The 17282-nt window shown below is 69.2% G+C and carries 14 protein-coding genes, 1 other RNA gene and 1 pseudogene; 15 read left to right on the forward strand and 1 reads right to left on the reverse strand.

Annotated features, from left to right (window positions below):
• Positions 1-41 precede the first annotated feature (41 nt).
• Together chrA and rnpB are read left to right on the forward strand one after the other, a co-directional pair.
• Positions 42-1253 (forward strand): chromate efflux transporter, encoded by a 1212-nt coding sequence (gene chrA, locus V8246_RS08650; protein WP_336189078.1) that lies wholly within the window; start codon positions 42-44, stop codon positions 1251-1253.
• 40 nt (positions 1254-1293) lie between these two features.
• An RNA gene (rnpB, locus tag V8246_RS08655) (RNase P RNA component class A) lies at positions 1294-1644 on the forward strand.
• 205 nt (positions 1645-1849) lie between these two features.
• Here rnpB and V8246_RS08660 read toward each other — a convergent pair.
• Positions 1850-2620: an NRDE family protein gene (locus V8246_RS08660; protein ID WP_313221580.1), complete on the reverse strand. Its 771-nt coding sequence runs from the start codon at positions 2618-2620 to the stop codon at positions 1850-1852.
• Between the two features lie 319 nt (positions 2621-2939).
• Between V8246_RS08660 and mraZ the strand changes: the two genes are divergently transcribed.
• The 13 genes and pseudogenes from mraZ (at position 2940) to ftsA (ending at position 17209) form a co-directional block, all read left to right on the forward strand.
• The gene (mraZ, locus tag V8246_RS08665) at positions 2940-3386 is read left to right on the forward strand and encodes a division/cell wall cluster transcriptional repressor MraZ (RefSeq protein WP_162108396.1); all 447 of its coding nucleotides are present in this window, start codon (positions 2940-2942) and stop codon (positions 3384-3386) included.
• On the forward strand, positions 3383-4351 hold the full coding sequence (rsmH, locus tag V8246_RS08670; RefSeq protein ID WP_336188788.1) for a 16S rRNA (cytosine(1402)-N(4))-methyltransferase RsmH: 969 nt from the start codon (positions 3383-3385) through the stop codon (positions 4349-4351). Before mraZ ends, rsmH begins: the two co-directional genes overlap by 4 nt.
• Positions 4348-4611, forward strand: a complete 264-nt coding sequence (gene ftsL / locus V8246_RS08675; protein ID WP_162108395.1) for a cell division protein FtsL — start codon at positions 4348-4350, stop codon at positions 4609-4611. The genes rsmH and ftsL overlap by 4 nt, the downstream gene beginning before the upstream one ends.
• A pseudogene (locus tag V8246_RS08680) lies at positions 4608-6338 on the forward strand (penicillin-binding transpeptidase domain-containing protein); the annotation flags it as partial. The gene ftsL and the pseudogene V8246_RS08680, both read left to right, overlap by 4 nt.
• Before the next feature lie 113 nt (positions 6339-6451).
• Complete coding sequence (locus V8246_RS08685) at positions 6452-7936, forward strand: UDP-N-acetylmuramoyl-L-alanyl-D-glutamate--2,6-diaminopimelate ligase (protein WP_336188789.1); 1485 nt, start codon at positions 6452-6454, stop codon at positions 7934-7936.
• The gene (murF, locus tag V8246_RS08690) at positions 7933-9312 is read left to right on the forward strand and encodes a UDP-N-acetylmuramoyl-tripeptide--D-alanyl-D-alanine ligase (RefSeq protein ID WP_336188790.1); all 1380 of its coding nucleotides are present in this window, start codon (positions 7933-7935) and stop codon (positions 9310-9312) included. The genes V8246_RS08685 and murF overlap by 4 nt, the downstream gene beginning before the upstream one ends.
• Positions 9302-10387, forward strand: a complete 1086-nt coding sequence (gene mraY / locus V8246_RS08695; RefSeq protein ID WP_162108391.1) for a phospho-N-acetylmuramoyl-pentapeptide-transferase — start codon at positions 9302-9304, stop codon at positions 10385-10387. Before murF ends, mraY begins: the two co-directional genes overlap by 11 nt.
• Complete coding sequence (gene ftsW, locus V8246_RS08700) at positions 10387-11691, forward strand: putative lipid II flippase FtsW (protein ID WP_336188791.1); 1305 nt, start codon at positions 10387-10389, stop codon at positions 11689-11691. Before mraY ends, ftsW begins: the two co-directional genes overlap by 1 nt.
• Complete coding sequence (gene murG, locus V8246_RS08705) at positions 11688-12788, forward strand: undecaprenyldiphospho-muramoylpentapeptide beta-N-acetylglucosaminyltransferase (protein ID WP_336188792.1); 1101 nt, start codon at positions 11688-11690, stop codon at positions 12786-12788. The genes ftsW and murG overlap by 4 nt, the downstream gene beginning before the upstream one ends.
• Entirely contained in the window at positions 12788-14239 is a 1452-nt protein-coding gene (murC, locus tag V8246_RS08710; protein WP_336189079.1) for a UDP-N-acetylmuramate--L-alanine ligase, read from the forward strand. The genes murG and murC overlap by 1 nt, the downstream gene beginning before the upstream one ends.
• Positions 14236-15198 (forward strand): D-alanine--D-alanine ligase, encoded by a 963-nt coding sequence (locus V8246_RS08715; protein WP_336188793.1) that lies wholly within the window; start codon positions 14236-14238, stop codon positions 15196-15198. Before murC ends, V8246_RS08715 begins: the two co-directional genes overlap by 4 nt.
• A complete protein-coding gene (locus tag V8246_RS08720; RefSeq protein WP_187573341.1) occupies positions 15195-15977 on the forward strand; it encodes a cell division protein FtsQ/DivIB in 783 nt (260 codons plus the stop codon). Before V8246_RS08715 ends, V8246_RS08720 begins: the two co-directional genes overlap by 4 nt.
• A complete protein-coding gene (ftsA, locus tag V8246_RS08725; protein WP_055940270.1) occupies positions 15974-17209 on the forward strand; it encodes a cell division protein FtsA in 1236 nt (411 codons plus the stop codon). Before V8246_RS08720 ends, ftsA begins: the two co-directional genes overlap by 4 nt.
• Positions 17210-17282 lie beyond the last annotated feature (73 nt).

The raw sequence follows: 17282 nt of genomic DNA on the forward strand, positions 1-17282 counted from the left end.
AGGAAGACGCCATAGCGAAGGAAAGGATGGGGATGATGCTCATGCGAGGGACGACGGCGGGGCATCCGCGACAACGCGCCAGCGCCTGGGGGGTATTCCGCGTATTCCTTGGGCTTGGGCTGGTGTCATTCGGTGGCCCCATCGCCCATCTCGGCTATTTTCGCGATGCGTTCGTGGCACGACGCCAGTGGCTGACGGACAGTGCGTACGCCGAGCTTGTCGCGCTTTGCCAGTTCCTGCCCGGACCGGCCAGCAGCCAGGTGGGCATGGCCATCGGTCTGTCGCAAGCAGGCATCCGCGGCGCCGTCGCGGCATGGTGCGGTTTCACCGCGCCGTCGGCCCTGTTGATGGTGGCGCTGGGCGCCAGCCTGTCGCACTGGCGCGACGTGGTGCCCCCCGGTGTGCTGCATGGCCTCAAGCTGCTGGCCGTGGTGGTGGTGGCCCACGCCGTATGGGGCATGGCGCGCGCGTTCTGTCGGACGGCGGCCGCCTGGGGGCTGATGCTGGGGGCTGCCGCGTTGCTGCTGATCTGGCCATCGACATGGATGCAGGTGGGCGTGATCGTGCTCGGCGCGCTGGCGGGCCTGGGCATGCCGGTGGGCGGACCGCCGCCGCCACTCGCGCACACCGGGCAGGCGGGATCACGGCGGACGGGGATCGTCGCGCTGTCGGTGTTCTTGGCGCTGCTGGTGGTTCCCTGGCGTGCGGCAGGCGCGGGGTCGATGCTGGACGTGTTCGGCTTGTTCTATCGCGCGGGGTCGCTGGTCTTCGGGGGCGGGCACGTGGTCATGCCGCTGCTCCAGGAAGGCGTGGTGGCGCCGGGATGGGTCACGCAGGAAGTCTTCCTGGCAGGCTACGGCGCCGCGCAGGCGGTACCGGGGCCGATGTTCACCTTCGCCGGCTATCTCGGTGCCGCGATGGAGGCGGGTCGTGGCGGATGGGTGGGCGGCGCACTGGCGCTGGTGGCGATCTTCCTGCCGTCGTTCCTGTTGGTGGTCGGCGTGCTGCCGTTCTGGCAACGCATCGCGCGAGTGCCACGCATGCGCGCCGTGCTGGCGGGCATCAATGCCGCGGTCGTCGGCCTGCTGTTGGCGGCGCTGTGCGGTCCGCTGAGGGCAGAGGCGGTACGGGGAGTCGCCGACCCGATCGTGGTGATCGTGGGCGTCGTGGCATTGGTGCGGTGGCGGGTGGCGACAGGATGGCTGGTCCTGGCGGCGCCGCTCGCCGGCATGCTGGCGCTTGCGCTGCGCTGAGCGCGTCCAGTCCCTGGCCCTGTGCGACAATGCAGGTGGCGGAGCCGGCCAGACAGTCGCGTCATTGGAAACAATGCCGAGGAAAGTCCGGGCTCCACAGGGCACGGTGCCAGGTAACGCCTGGGCGGCGCGAGCCGACGGAAAGTGCAACAGAAAGATACCGCCGAACGGTTCTTCGGAATGCGTGGCAAGGGTGAAATGGTGCGGTAAGAGCGCACCGCGAGTCCGGCAACGGACCGGCACGGCAAACCCCACCGGGAGCAAGACCAAATAGGGAGGCTACGCTGCGGCCCGCAGTGTCTCCGGGTAGGTTGCTTGAGCGTAACGGTGACGTTGCGCCTAGAGGAATGACTGTCCACGACAGAACCCGGCTTACCGGCCGGCTCCGCCGCCAGCTTCATCGCGCGACGCGCGATGAAGCTCCCAAAGTTCGCAGCGCGAACTTTGGGCCCCAGGCCTTCGCTGCCATACCCCCATCCGCACCTGCGGTGCGGATCGCCCCCTGACTCAGGGGGCTGGTAAGGCGGAGCTTCGACAGCGCTCTGTAGGAGCGACGTGAGTCGCGACCGCAAACCCTCAGCTGCGATGGCGCTGGGCTACGCGCCGGGTCCGATCCGCAATGTCGTTTCGCCCTCGAAAACGCCTTCCGGCCCGAACCGCCGCTCGCTGATCCAGCCGTGCCCGGCATGATCGATCGCGATCAGGGTGCTGGCGCGGGTGCCATAGCGGGCGTCGCGGATGAAGGCGGCCGACAGCATGCGTTCCAGTTCGAGCCCCACGCCGGTGTCCGGGAGTCGGGAGTCGTCGGCGCGGGTCTCGTCGGCCAGGGCATTCCACAGCGGCGACACGTCATCCTCGCCCGACGCCACCCAGTCCGCGAGGCGCGTCTTCAGGGCCAGGGTCTTCGGCCACGGTTCGTCCAGGTCGCCGTTGGACAGGCCGTGCAGGCCGGGTGCGAGGGCGGTCCGGCGCGGGGTGGGGTAGTTGCTCAGGTACTCGCAGGTCGTCGCATCGACCAGCACCAGATTGAAGGGGGCGAAGGCCTCGGCAGCCGCCAGCAGTCCCGAGGCGCGGTGGTCCGCGCCATCGGGCGATTGCAGGAACCCGGCCGCCAACTGTCCCCGTGAGGGAGCCCCGGGCACCTGGATGCGCGGGTCGCGCACGTTGGTGACCACCGCCATCCGACCCTGCCGGTCCGCGCCGGCCCAGGTTCCCCCCGACTGCAGGTCGCGCCCGGCAAGGACGTGCGGCGCCGATGCCCACGGTGCCAGCGGGGCCGTCGGGCGCGCATGGAACTCGTCGCGGTTGCCGGCCAGCAGCAGGCGCCAGCGGGGATGCACGTTCCAGGCGAGCGCAAGCAGGCACATGGGGGAATTCTGGACCCCCGGTTCGCGCAGTTCCACACCCGCGGGTGCCTCACCACGGTGGGCGGCGTGAAGGCATGGTCACCTCACTGAATCGTTCCTCAATCTCAAAATTTGAGACGAAACAGCAACTTGTGGATAAGGCTTGAACAAGTCTCTGAAGTTTGCCGCAAGCCATTGATCCGCCAAGTGATTTCCTGCCCGTTTTCCTGTTGACAACCCTGTGTGCGGTGGTAACGTGGGCAACAGAGGGAAAACCGGGTTTTTGGTGGGTTTTCGTGGTTCAATTGATCGCTCGTCAGGGCGTCGGGAAGGCAGCGTCGTGTTTCAGGGTGAGACCGCCATCACAGTGGACGACAAGGGACGGCTCGCGGTGCCCACCGCGTACCGCGACCTGGTCGCGCGCGAGTGCGGCAACCGCCTGGTGATCACCTACAACCCCTTTGAGGCCGGCAGCCTGTACCTGTACCCCGAAAAGGTCTGGCAGCGGGTCCGCGACGACGTCAACAAGCTGCCCAGCACCCAGCGCGCGCATCGCAGCCTGCAGCTGAAGCTGGTCGGCGCCGCTTCGCCGGTGGAACTGGACGGCAACGGCCGCATCAGCATCCCGGCCAGCCACCGCAGTGCGGTGGGCATCGAGAAGAAGGCCGTGCTGCTTGGCATGGGCGAGAAGTTCGAACTCTGGAGCGAACAGGCGCATCACGCGCAGATCCGTCAGACCCTCACCGACGACGATCTGAGCGCACACATGCTCGAGTTGCGCTTGTGAGCCGGGGTGACGGCAAGCGGCAGTCCGCGCCGGCCGGTCACCTCCCAGCGCTGCACTTGCCGGTGTTGTACACGCAGGTCATGGAAGGGCTGCAGGTGAGAGAGGACGGAACGTACCTGGACGGCACCTTCGGGCGCGGAGGCCACGCGCGCGGCGTGCTGCAACGACTCGGCCCGGGAGGCCGGCTGCTGTTGATGGACAAGGATCCCGACGCGATCGCGCATGCCGAACAGATGTTCGCGGGCGACGCGCGCGTGGCGATCCGTCGCGGCAGTTTCGCCGGGCTCGCGCAATGGGACCAGGCGGCGGCCGGCCTGGACGGCGTGCTGCTCGACCTGGGCGTGTCTTCGCCGCAGCTGGACGTGGCCGAGCGTGGCTTCAGCTTCGGCAAGGACGGTCCGCTGGACATGCGCATGGACCCGGAGTCCGGCGAGAGCGCGGCCGAGTGGATCGCGCGCGCCGACGAGCGCGAGATCGCCGACGTGCTGTGGACCTACGGTGAGGAGAAGCAGAGCCGCCGCATCGCGCGCGCCATCGTCGCCCGTCGCGCGACCCAACCGTTCACCCGCACCGCCGACCTGGCATCGGTGATCGCCTCGGTCATGCCGCGCGGCGACAAGATCCATCCTGCCACGCGCAGCTTCCAGGCCATCCGCATCCACATCAACCGCGAACTCGCGGACCTGGAACTCGGCCTGGATGCCGCGCTGGCCTGCCTCAAGCCCGGTGGCCGGCTGGCGGTGATCAGCTTCCACTCGCTGGAAGACCGCATCGTCAAGCAGTTCATCAACAAGCACGCCAAGGCGCCACCGGCCAACCGCCGGCTGCCGGTGGCCGAGACGTTCGTGCCCACGCTGCGTGCCATCGGCAGCGGCCAGAAGGGCGAGCCCGATGAAGTGGCCTCCAATCCGCGCGCCCGCAGTGCGGTGCTGCGGGTGGCCGAGAAGCTGGAGGCCGCGGCGTGACGCGCTTCCTGCTCGCCGTCCTGGTGCTGGCCAACATCGCTTCCGCGATCGGGGTGGTGTACGCGCGCCACCGCCATCGCGTGCTGTTCGACGAGGTGACGCGGCTGGAGCGCGCGCGGGACGAACTGAACGTCGAGTTCGGTCGCCTGCAGCTGGAGCAGGCCACCGTGGCCGAGGCCACGCGCATCGACCAGGTCGCGCGCGTACGCCTGGGCATGAAGTTCCCGGAAGCGGCCGACATCGTGGTGGTGCGTCCATGACCGCCGCGCCATCCAAGAACCGCAACCGGGCGCGCTTCAACCTGCGCGGCCGCCTGGCCCTGGTGCTGGGCGCAATGGGCCTGTGCTCGGTCAGCCTGGTCGGCCGCGCGGCTTACGTGCAGCTGATCAACCACGATTTCTACCAGCGCCAGGGCGATGCGCGCTTCCTGCGCGAGATCCCCATCCCGACCTCGCGCGGCATGATCACCGACCGCAACGGCGAGCCGGTGGCGGTGTCCTCGCCGGTGGAATCGGTATGGGGCAACCCGCAGGAACTGCTGAAGGCGCCCGACCGCCTGCCGGAACTGGCGCAGGCCCTGGGCGTGCCGCTGGATCACCTGACCAACCGCCTGTCGCAGAAGGCCGACAAGGAGTTCCTGTACCTCAAGCGCCGGATCAATCCGGACGAGGCGCAGAAGATCCTGGCGCACAAGATTCCCGGCGTGTTCTCCCAGCGCGAGTTCCGCCGCTTCTACCCGCAGGGGCCGGCGATGGCCCACGTGCTGGGCTTCACCAACATCGACGACCGCGGCCAGGAAGGGCTGGAACTGGCGTTCGACGAATGGCTCAGCGGCACGCCGGGCGTGCAGAAGGTGATCCGCGACAACCGCGGTCGCATCGTCGAGAACGTCGACCTGATCCGCTCCGCGCAGCCGGGCAAGGACCTGACGCTGAGCATCGACCGCCGCATCCAGTACCTGGCGCACCGCGAGCTGCGCAATGCGCTGCTCGAACACCAGGCCAGCAGCGGTTCCATCGTCATCATGGACGTGGCCACCGGCGAAGTGCTGGCGATGGTCAACCTGCCCACGTACAACCCCAACGCGATCGACCGGGTGAAGCCGGACGCGCGGCGGAACCGGGCGCTGACGGACATGATCGAGCCCGGCTCCACGATGAAGCCCCTGACCGTGTCGACGGCGCTGAAGGCCGGCGTGGTCACGCCCTCGACGCTGGTCAACACCAATCCGGGCTACATGGCCCTGAACAGCCGCTACACCATCCGCGACGTGCCCCGGAACAACGGCGTGCTGACCGTCACCGGCGTCATCACGAAAAGTTCGAACATCGGCTCGATCAAGATCGCCGAGAAACTGCCCAACGACTACTTCTACGAAAGCATCCACAGCTTCGGCTACGGGCAGAAGCCCGGCAGCGGCTTCCCCGGCGAGTCCGCCGGCATGCTGGCGCCGCCGGACCGCTGGAACGGCCTGCAGAAGGCGACCATGTCGTACGGTTACGGCCTGGCGGTCACGCCGTTGCAGATCGCGCGCGCCTATTCGGCGCTGGGCAACGGCGGCAGACTGGTGACGCCCACGTTCGTGAAGGGCCAGCGGAGCGAAGCGCCGCAGGTGCTCGACCCCGCCATCGCACGCGAAGTCGTCGGCATGATGGAAACCGTGGTGACGCAGGGCGGTGCCAAGCGCGCCGGGGTGCTGGGCTATCGCGTGGCGGGCAAGACCGGCACTGCCCGCATCGCCTCCGGCGGCGGTTACGCGAAGGGTCGCTACGCGTCCTTCTTCGCCGGCCTGGTGCCTGCCAGCAATCCGCGCTTCGCGGCTGTCGTGGTCATCAACGATTCCCAGGAAGGCGGCTACTTCGGCGGCCTGGTCGCCGCGCCGGTCTTCCACGATGTGATGGATGGTGCGCTGCGCCTGATGGACGTGCCGCCGGATGACATCGAAGCCTGGCTGGCCGCGCAGGCCAAGAACGCGGGCAAGCCGGGTGCCGCCACACAGGCGCCCGTGCCGACGCCGATTGCCGACGATGTGGTCGACACCACGGACCCGTCCGCATTCGACGCCCCGCACGCCACGCTGCCGGCCACGGGAGCGACGCGATGAGGCGGATGATGGCCCTGGCCGAACTGCTGCCCGACGTGGACGTGCCGCGCGACATCGTGGTGCGCGGACTGACCCTGGACAGCCGCAGCGTGCAGCCGGGCGACGCCTTCGTGGCGATCGCCGGCTTCGGCGCGCACGGACTGAACTTCGCGGCACAGGCGAAGGAGAATGGCGCCAGTGCCATCCTGTTCGAGCCGCCGGTGCCGGACGGCCTGGAAGCGCCACGCGACGCGATCGCGGTGCCGGGGCTGCGCGCCCGCATGGGCGCGATGGCCGACCGGTTCCACGCCGCGCCCTCGCACGACATGAAGATGGTCGGGGTGACCGGCACCAACGGCAAGACGTCCACGGTGCAGCTGCTGGCGCAGGCCTGGCACCTGCGCGGCATCCGCTGTGCGACGGTCGGCACGCTGGGCGCCGGCATGTATGGCGAGGTGGTGCCGACCGGCTTCACCACGCCGCTGGTGCTGCAGATGCATGCACTGCTGGCGCAGTTCCGCGATGCGGGCGCGAAGGCGGTGGCGATGGAAGTCAGTTCGCATGCGCTGGACCAGGGCCGCGTCGACGCCGTGCATTTCGACGTCGGCGTATTCACCAACCTCACCCGCGACCACCTGGACTACCACGGCGACATGGAGCGCTACGGCGCGGCCAAGTCGCTGCTGTTCTTCCGCCCCGGCCTGAAGGCGGGCGTGGTCAACCTGGACGATGCCTACGGTCGCGACCTGTTCGCCCGGCTGCCGCACGGCGTGCAGCGCATCGGCGTGAGTTCGCGCGGGCAAGCCGATGCCAGCGTACGCGCGGACGCCCTGCGTCTGGACGGCAACGGCATCGGGTTCGACCTGGTGATCGGCGACGAGGTGCAGCCGGTGCAGTCGCGCCTGCTGGGCCGCTTCAACGTGGACAACCTGCTGGCCGTCGCCGGTGCGCTGCGCGCGCTGGGCGACAGCACCGCCGACATCGCGCGCACGCTGTCGCGGCTGGCGCCGATCCATGGCCGCATGAACCGGCTGGGGGGCGATACCGACGCGGCCGGCGTCCGCCGTCCGCTGGTGGTGATCGACTACGCGCACACGCCGGATGCGCTGGAGCAGGCGCTGGCCAGCCTGCGCGACCACGTGCAGGGCCGGCTGTTCTGCGTGTTCGGCTGCGGTGGAGACCGCGATACCGGCAAGCGTCCGCAGATGGCCGCCATCGCCGAGCGCCTGGCCGATGTGGTGGTGGTCACCGACGACAACCCGCGCACCGAGGATGGCGACCGCATCGTGGCCGACATCATGGCCGGCTTCGTTAAGCCGGATGCCGCCCTGGTGCAGCGCGACCGCGCGCAGGCCATCGCGCAGGCCGTCGCCCAGGCCGGTCCGGACGACATCGTGCTGGTGGCCGGCAAGGGTCACGAGCCTTACCAGGAAATCCATGGCGTGAAACACCCGTTCGACGACACCGCCGTGGCGCGCCACGCCCTGGAGGACCGTCGATGAAGCGGCTTCCCCTTTCCTTGCTGGCGCACTGGGCCGGTGGCGAGCTGATCGGCGATGATCTGGTGATCGGCTCGTTGACCAACGACACGCGCACCCTGGTGCCGGGCAGCCTGTACGTGGCGCTGCGTGGCGAGCGCTTCGACGGGCACGACTTCGCCTACGACGCCTCCATGCGTGGTGCCGCCGCGGTGCTGGTCGACCACGAGGTGAAGGTCGACGTGCCGCAGGTCGTCGTGCCGGATACCCTGCTGGCGCTGGCGCGCATCGCCGCCGGCCTGCAGCGCGACCGCGTGGAAAAGACGGTCGCCATCACCGGCAGCAACGGCAAGACCACGGTCAAGACGCTGGTGGTCTCCATCCTGCAGCGGGCCGGCGTGACCTATTTCAATCCCGGCAACCGCAACAACGAGATCGGCCTGCCGCTGGCGGTCATCGACGCGCCCGACGATGCGGACTTCGCCGTCTACGAGATGGGGGCCGGCAAGCCGGGCGACATCGCCTACCTCACCGACATCGTCACGCCGGAAGTGGCGCTGGTGAACAACATCGCCGCCGCCCACCTGGAGCGCATGGGTTCGCTGGTCGGCGTGGCCGAAACCAAGGGCGCCATCTACGACGCGCTGCCGGCCGACGGCACCGCGGTGATCAATGCCGACGACGCGTTCGCCGAGTATTTCGCCAGCCGCGTGCCGGATCGCCGCATCCTGCGCTTCGGGCTGGATGCCACGGCCGACCTGACGGCGCGCGACATCCGCGCGACCGCGGACGGGTCGGATTTCGTGTTGGTGGCCCCGCATGGCGACGTCGCCGTCAGCCTGCATCTGCCGGGCCGTCACAACGTGCGCAATGCACTCGCCGCCGCGGCGCTCGCCATGGCCTGCGGCGTATCGCTGGCGACCATCGCCGACGGTCTCTCGGCCGCACAGCCGGTTGCCGGGCGCCAGGTCGCGCACACGTTGCCCAACGGCGCGGTGGTGATCGACGACAGCTACAACGCCAACCCCGGTTCGCTGATCGCGGCCATCGACACGCTCGCCGCCGCGAGTGCGCAGGCCGGCGGGGAAGGCTGGCTGGTGCTGGGCGACATGCGCGAACTGGGCGCCGACGAAGAAGCCCTGCACGCCGACATGGGCGCGCGCGCCAGGGCCGCTGGGCTTCGCCGGCTGTACACGCTGGGACCGTTGAGCGCCGCCGCCGCCGCCGCATTCGGCGAGGGTGCGCATTCATTCCAAGATCACGCTTCGCTGGCGGCCGCGCTGCGCGCCGACCTGCGGGCCGGCGTGCGCTGTCTGGTCAAGGGGTCGCGCGGCAGCGCGATGGACCGGATCGTCGCCGCCTTGCTGTCCACCGGGGAGGACACATCGCATGTTGCTTGAACTGGCTCGCTGGCTGCAGAGCCTGGAGAACTTCTTCGGCCTGTTCGGCTACCTGACGTTCCGCGGCATCCTGGCCGCACTGACGTCGCTGGCGCTGTCGCTGTGGCTGGGCCCGGCGGTGATCCGCCGGCTGGGCCAGCTGAAGGGCGGCCAGCCGATCCGCAAGGACGGCCCGCAGTCGCACTTCTCCAAGGCCGGCACGCCGACCATGGGCGGTGCGCTGATCCTGATCACGGTGGCCGCGTCGGTGCTGCTGTGGGGCGACCTGCGCAACAAGTACGTGTGGGTGGTACTGCTGGTCATGCTGTGCTTCGGCGTGATCGGCTGGTACGACGACTGGATCAAGATCGTCAGGCGCGATCCGAACGGCCTGAAATCCCGCTGGAAATACCTGCTGCAGTCGATCTTCGGCCTGGCCGCGGGCCTGTACCTGTATTTGTACGCCGACGTGCCGGCGGCGACGACCTTCTACGTGCCGTTCTTCAAGTCGATCGCGCTGCCGCTGGCCGGCGTCGGCTTCGTCGCCATCGCGTACTTCTGGATCGTCGGCTTCTCCAATGCGGTCAACCTGACCGACGGCCTGGATGGGCTGGCGATCATGCCGACGGTGCTGGTGGCGTGCGCGCTGGGCGTGTTCGCCTACGCCTCCGGCAACGCGGTGTTCTCCAACTACCTGCAGATCCCGCAGGTGCCCGGCGCCGGCGAGCTGACCATCATCTGTGCCGCCATCGCGGGCGCGGGCCTGGGTTTCCTGTGGTTCAACACCTACCCGGCGATGGTGTTCATGGGCGACATCGGCGCGTTGGCGCTGGGCGCAGTACTGGGCACCATTGCGGTGATCGTGCGCCAGGAACTGGTGCTGGTGATCATGGGCGGCATCTTCGTCATCGAGACGCTGTCGGTGATGATCCAGGTGGCGTCGTTCAAGCTGACCGGCAAGCGCGTATTCCGGATGGCGCCGATCCACCACCACTTCGAGCTGAAGGGCTGGCCCGAGCCGCGCGTGATCGTGCGCTTCTGGATCATCTCCGTCGTGCTGGTGCTCGTCGGCCTGGCCACGTTGAAGGTGCGCTGATGAACGACACGCCGCGCCAAGCCACGCGACTGGAAGCCATCGGGGGCCGCTTCGACCCCTGGTTGCTCGGCGCCATGCTGGCGCTGGCATCGTTGGGCGTGGTGATGGTCGCCTCGGCGTCGATCTACCAGCACGGCAATCCGTTCTACTACCTGATCCGCCACGGCATGTTCCTGGTCGCGGGCGCGGGCCTGGCGTGGTGGGTGACGCGCACCGAGCTGAAGAGCATCGAGGCGCGCAACCACCTGCTGCTGCTCGGTTGCGTGGTGCTGCTGTTGCTGGTGTTCGTGCCGGGACTGGGCGTGAGCGTGAAGGGCGCGCACCGCTGGATCAACCTGGGCGTGTCGAACTTCCAGGTCGTGGAAGTGGTGAAGGTGTTCTTCATCGTCTGGCTGGCCAGCTACCTGGTGCGCTTCCGCGACGAGGTCAACGCGACCTGGGCGGCGATGCTGAAGCCGTTGGGCGTGGTGGTGCTGCTGGTTGCGCTGCTGCTGATGCAGCCGGACTTCGGTTCGTCCTCGCTGTTGCTGGCGATCACCGCCGGCATGCTGGTGCTGGGCGGTGTGAACATGCCGCGCATGTTCGGCCCGGTGCTGGTGGGCCTGCCCATCCTCGCCGTGGTCGCGATCGCCGAGCCGTACCGCATGCGCCGGCTGACGTCATTCTCCGATCCGTGGGCCGATCCGTTCGGCAGCGGCTACCAGCTGACCAATGCCTTGATGGCGATCGGGCGCGGCGAATGGTCGGGCATCGGCCTCGGCGGCTCCGTGCTCAAGCTGAACTACCTGCCCGAAGTGCATACCGACTTCATCTTCTCCGTGATCGGCGAAGAGCTTGGCTTCGTGGGCGTCTGCGTGGTGGTGGCGCTGTACGCGCTGCTGGTCGGGCGCGCGTTCGTCATCGGTCTGCGCTGCGTGGAAATGCGCCGCCATTTCGCCGGCTATGTCGCCTTCGGCGTGGCGCTGTGGATTGGCATGCAGAGCTTCGTCTCGATGGGGGTGAACTTGGGTCTGCTGCCGACCAAGGGCCTGACTCTGCCGCTGATCTCCTCCGGTGGCTCCAGCATCCTGATGACCTGCGTGGCGATGGGCCTGCTGCTGCGGGTGTCGTACGAGCTTGAGCGCACCCAGCGCCAGGTCGCGCTGCGCGGCGAAGCGCTGCAGACGACGCCGAGCGGCGGGGTACGCGCGCCCGTCGATGCCGCGTCGGCCGCGCCGCAACCGGCGCCGTCGTTGTCCGAAAAGCTGCGGGGCACCAGCCGCCTGCGCGCGCGCGTCGAACCCACTTTCGAGAGGATCGCATGAGCGCCGCGACCTCCCCGGCACCCGTGATGATGATGGCCGGAGGCACCGGCGGTCATATCTTCCCCGCGCTGGCCGTGGCCAAGGTGCTGCGCTCACGCGGCGTGCCCGTGATCTGGCTGGGCGCGGACGGCGCGATGGAAACACGCCTGGTACCCCAGCACGACATCCCGCTGGATACGCTGGCGATCACGGGACTGCGCGGCAAGAGCACGCTGGCGCTGCTCGGCGCGCCGGTGCGCGTGCTGCGCGCGATCCGTGCCGCGGGTTTCGTGCTGCGCCGCCGGGCGCCCCGCGCGGTGGTCAGCTTCGGCGGCTTCGCGTCCGGCCCCGGGGGCGTCGCCGCGCGCCTGATGGGTTTGCCGCTGCTGGTGCACGAACAGAACCGCGCTGCCGGCTTCACGAACCGCGTACTGGTAAGGGTGGCGCGCCGCGTGATGACCGGGTTCCCCGGTGCGTTCCCGCAGCGCGAGGAAGTAGTGGGCAATCCGGTGCGCGAAGAGATCGCTGCCATCGCGCCGCCGGCATCGCGCCTCGCCGGCCGCGAAGGCCCGCTGCGCCTGCTCGTGCTGGGCGGTAGCCAGGGTGCGCGCGCCCTGAACATGGCGGTGCCGCGTGCACTCGCCACGCTGCCGTCAGGCAGCGTCGATGTGCGCCACCAGTGCGGCGAGAAGCTGCGCGACGAAGCGGCCAGGGCCTATGCGGACGCCGGCGTGCCTGCGCGCGTGGAGGCGTTCATCACCGATATGGCCGAAGCCTACGCCTGGGCCGATCTTGTCGTCTGCCGCTCCGGTGCCTCCACGCTGGCCGAACTGTGCGCGGTGGGCGTGGGCAGCGTGCTGGTGCCGTTCGCACAGGCCGTCGACGACCACCAGACCCGCAATGCCGAGTACCTGGTCGAGCGCGGCGCCGCCGTGCTGTTGAAGCAGGACGACGCCCTGGCCGATGCGCTGGCAGCCACGCTGCGCCGGCTGTCCGGCGACACCGCTGCGCGCATGGCGATGGCCGAGGCCGCGCGCACGCTGGCCAAACCCGATGCGGCCGACCGCATCGCCGACATCATTCTTGAGGAAGCTATCGAAATGAGGACGCAGGCATGATGATGGCCGCCGCACGCGAGCGCCGCCTGCAGCACACCGGCAACCTGGCGAAGGAATTCCGCCGGGTGCACTTCGTCGGCATCGGCGGTTCGGGCATGAGCGGCATCGCCGAGGTGCTGTGCACGCTGGGCTACGAAGTGTCCGGCTCGGACAATGCCGACAACGCCGCGACCCGCCGGCTGGCGTCGCTGGGTGCGCGCGTGATGCGCGGCCACAATGCCTCCAACGTGCTGGGCACCGACTGCGTGGTGGTCTCCAGCGCGATCAAGCACGACAACCCCGAGCTGATGGAAGCGCGCAGCCAGCGCATCCCCATCGTGCCGCGTGCGGCGATGCTCGCCGAGCTGATGCGCTTCCGCCGCGGCATCGCCGTGGCCGGCACCCACGGCAAGACCACCACCACCAGCCTGACGGCGGCGGTGCTGAGCGAGGGCGGGCTGGACCCGACCTTCGTGATCGGCGGCCAGCTGCTGGCCGCGGGCGCGAACGCCAAGCTCGGCGACGGCCAGTGGCTGGTGGCCGAGGCCGACGAGAGCGATGGCAGCTTCCTGCGGTTGAATCCGCTGATCTCCATCGTCACCAACATCGATGCGGATCACCTGGAGAACTACGGCAACGACTTCGAACGCGTGAAGGCGGCGTTCGCCGAGTTCCTGCAGCGCCTGCCGTTCTACGGCCTGGCCGTGCTGTGCATCGACGACCCGGAAGTCGCCGCCATCGCCGCCGATACGCCACGCCACGTGATGAGCTACGGCTTCGCCGAGCATGCCGACGTGCGTGCCGAAGACGTGGAGCAGGAAGGCGGGCGCATGCATTTCACCCTGCGTCTGCCAGAAGACGCCAGCATCCGCGTCAGCCTCGCATTGCCGGGGCGCCACAACGTGCAGAACGCGCTGGCCGCCGCTGCGGTGGGCTGGCAGCTGGGCGTGTCGCCGCAGAACATCGCCGCCGCGCTGGAGAAGTTCGCCGGCATCGGTCGCCGCTTCAACGATCTGGGCGAGATCACCACGCCGCAGGGTGCGCACGTGCAGCTGGTCGACGACTACGGCCATCATCCGAAGGAACTGGCGGCGGTGTTCGCCGCCGCGCGCGGCGGCTGGCCGCACAAGCGCCTGGTGGTCGCGTTCCAGCCGCATCGCTACAGCCGCACGCGCGACCAGTTCGATGCGTTCGCCGCGGTGCTGTCGGAAGCCGACGCGCTGGTGCTGAGCGAGGTGTACCCGGCCGGCGAACAGCCGATCGCGGGCGCCGATGCCAAGTCGCTGGCGCGCGCGATCCGTGCGCGCGGCCGCAACGAGCCGGTGGTCGTCAGCCAGGTCGCCGACCTGGTCGACGTGCTGCCCGACGTGCTGCAGGACGGCGACCTGCTGCTGATGATGGGCGCAGGCGACATCGGCCACATGTCGCAGCACATCGCCGCGCACGGCTTCAGCGGGAAGGCATCCGCATGAGCGCCGTGAACCTCGCGCCGCCACGCTTCGACGATCCCGCCCGCTTCGGCCGCGTTGCCGTGCTGATGGGCGGCACGTCCAGCGAGCGCGAAGTGTCGCTGAACTCCGGCCAGAACGTCCTGGAGGCGCTGCTGTCGCGGGGCGTGCAGGCCTTCGCGGTGGACGGCGTGCCGGCCCTGGTGGAGGCCATCCGGGGTGGCCGGGTGGACCGTGTCTTCAACATCCTGCACGGCGGTGACGGCGAGAACGGTGTGCTGCAGGGGCTGCTGCAGTCGCTCGGCGTGCCCTATACCGGTCCGGGCGTGCTGGGTTCGGCGCTGACGATGGACAAGATCCGCACCAAGCAGGTGTGGCAGGCGTCGGGTCTGCCGACGGCGGGCTTCGTGCGCATCGCGCCCGGCGGCGACCTGGCCGCGGCCGTGCGTGCACTGGGCTTTCCGGTATTTGTGAAGCCCTCGACCGAGGGCTCCAGCGTCGGCGTGTTCAAGATCGAGCGCGAGGAGGACCTGGCGCCCGCCGTCACGTTCGCCTCCTCCTACGCCGGCGAACTGCTGGCCGAGCAGATGCTGACCGGCGGCGAGTTCACCGTCGGTATCCTGGGCGACGTGGCGCTGCCTTCGGTGCGCATCGTGCCGGCGCAGGGCTGGTACGACTATCACGCCAAGTACATCGCCGACGATACGCAGTACCTGTGCCCCGGCCTGGACAATGCCGACGACGAGGCCCGGATCCGCACGCTGGCGCTGGAAGGCTTCCGCGCCGCCGGCTGCAGTGGCTGGGGCCGCGTCGACGTGATGCGTCATGCCGATGGCCGCTTCCTGCTGATGGAAGTCAACACCGCGCCCGGCATGACCAGCCATTCGCTGGTGCCGAAGGCCGCCGCACAGGTTGGCATCGGCTTCGAAGCGCTGTGCTGGCGCATCCTGGAGCAGACGGTGCCGGAGGTGGCGGGCCCATGAACGCCGCCCTGCGCATCCTGACCTGGCTGCTCGCGCTGGCGCTGGTCGCGCTGCCGGTCGTGGCCGTGGTCAACGGCTGGATCGGCGCCGAGCGCTGGCCGCTGAGCAAGCTGCGCGTGCAGGGGGAACTGGCGCGCGTGCAGCCGGCGCAGCTCCAGGCCGCGGTGCTGCCGCATGCGCGTCGCGGTTTCTTCGCGGTGCGGCTGGAGGACGCCAAGCAGGCGGTCGAGAAGCTGCCCTGGGTGGAGCGCGCCGAAGTGCGCAAGCGCTGGCCCGACGTGCTGGAGGTCCGCATCACCGAACACAAGCCGTTCGCGCGCTGGGGCGAGGACAAACTCCTGTCCGAGCACGGCCGCCTGTTCCCGATGCCGAAGGAGCTGTCCGGCCTGGACCTGCCGCAGCTCGGTGGGCCCGAATCCCAGGTGCAGGAAGTGACCGCGCTCTACAACGAGTCGCGCCAGCTGTTCGCGCCGATGGGCCTGGACGTCACCACGCTGGTGATGGATGCCCGCGGCAGCTGGTCGCTGCTGCTGGGCAACGGCACCCAGGTGGTGGTGGGCCGCACCGACGCGCGCCCGCGCCTGGGCCGGTTCGCGCGGATGCTGCCGCAGCTGCTGGCCGCGCAGGCGCAGCCGCTGGTGCGCGCGGACCTGCGCTACACCAACGGCTTCGCGCTCAGCTGGGGCGAAGCGCCCAAGGCGCCGCCGCCGGCCGCCATACCGACTCCATTGCCTGCGCCGATCGCGGCCGCAGGTCGTCTTCTGCAGGGCATTACATGAATCGCAAGGGTGACAAATCGCTGATCGTCGGGCTGGATATCGGCACCTCCAAGGTGACGGCGCTGGTCGGCGAATACGCCCCCGGCAATCCGATCGAAGTGATCGGCATCGGCTCGCACGAGTCGCGCGGTCTCAAGCGCGGCGTCGTGGTGGACATCGAATCCACGGTGCAGTCGATCCAGCGTGCGATCGAGGAGGCCGAGCTGATGGCCGGCTGCGAGATCCGCTCGGTCTACGCCTCGATCTCCGGCAACCACGTGCAGTGCCGCAACTCGCCCGGCATCGTGCCGATCCGCGACGGTGAGGTCACGTGGGGCGACCTGGACCGCGTGCTGGAAGCGGCGAAGGCCGTCGCCATCCCGGCCGACCAGAAGATCCTCCACGCCATCCCGCGCGAGTACAAGCTGGACAACTCGCAGGAAGGCATCCGCAATCCGGTCGGCATGACCGGCGTGCGCCTGGAAGTGGATGCGCACCTGGTGTTTTGCGCGCAGTCGGCGGCCGCCAACATCAGCAAGTGCGTGCAGCGCTGCGGCCTGCAGATCGACGACCTGATCTTCTCCTCGCTGGCCTCCAGCGTCGCCGTGCTGACCAGCGACGAGCGCGAGCTCGGCGTGGTGCTGGTCGACATGGGCGCGGGCACCACCGACCTGGCGGTGTTCGTGCAGGGCGCCATCTGCCACACCGCCTCGCTGCCGATCGCCGGCGACCAGGTGACCAACGACATCGCGCACATGCTGCGCACGCCCACGCCCGAAGCCGAACAGATCAAGGTGCGCTATGCCTGCGCGCTGGCCCAGCTGGCGACGGCCGAGGAAAGCATCCAGGTGCCCAGCGTCGGCGACCGTCCGCCGCGCCGCTTGCCGCGCCACGCGCTGGCGCAGGCCGTGCAGCAGCGCTACGAGGAAATCTTCGAGATGGTGCAGGCCGAACTGCGCCGCTCCGGCTTCGAGGAGCGCGTGCGCGCCGGCATGGTGCTGACCGGTGGCGCCGCGAAGATGGAAGGCGTGGTCGAACTGGCCGAAGAGATGCTGCAGATGCCCGTGCGCGTCGGCATCCCGCAGCACGTCACCGGCCTGGGCGAAGTGGTCGGCAACCCGGTGCACGCCACCGGCGTCGGCCTGCTGCTGATGGGCAGCCAGATCGAACACCCCCGGCGTCCGTCGCTGCCCACGGGCAAGGCGGGCAGCTGGTTCAAGAAACTGCAGAACTGGTATCGCGGCGAGTTCTGAAGTGAGAGGAGTGAGGAGTGAGGAGAGCAAGACGGCGACGTGGAGAGAGGGTGTTCTACTCACTCCTCACTTC

This window comes from Pseudoxanthomonas sp. F11 (assembly GCF_037046485.1).
Taxonomy (GTDB): Bacteria; Pseudomonadota; Gammaproteobacteria; order Xanthomonadales; family Xanthomonadaceae; genus Pseudoxanthomonas_A.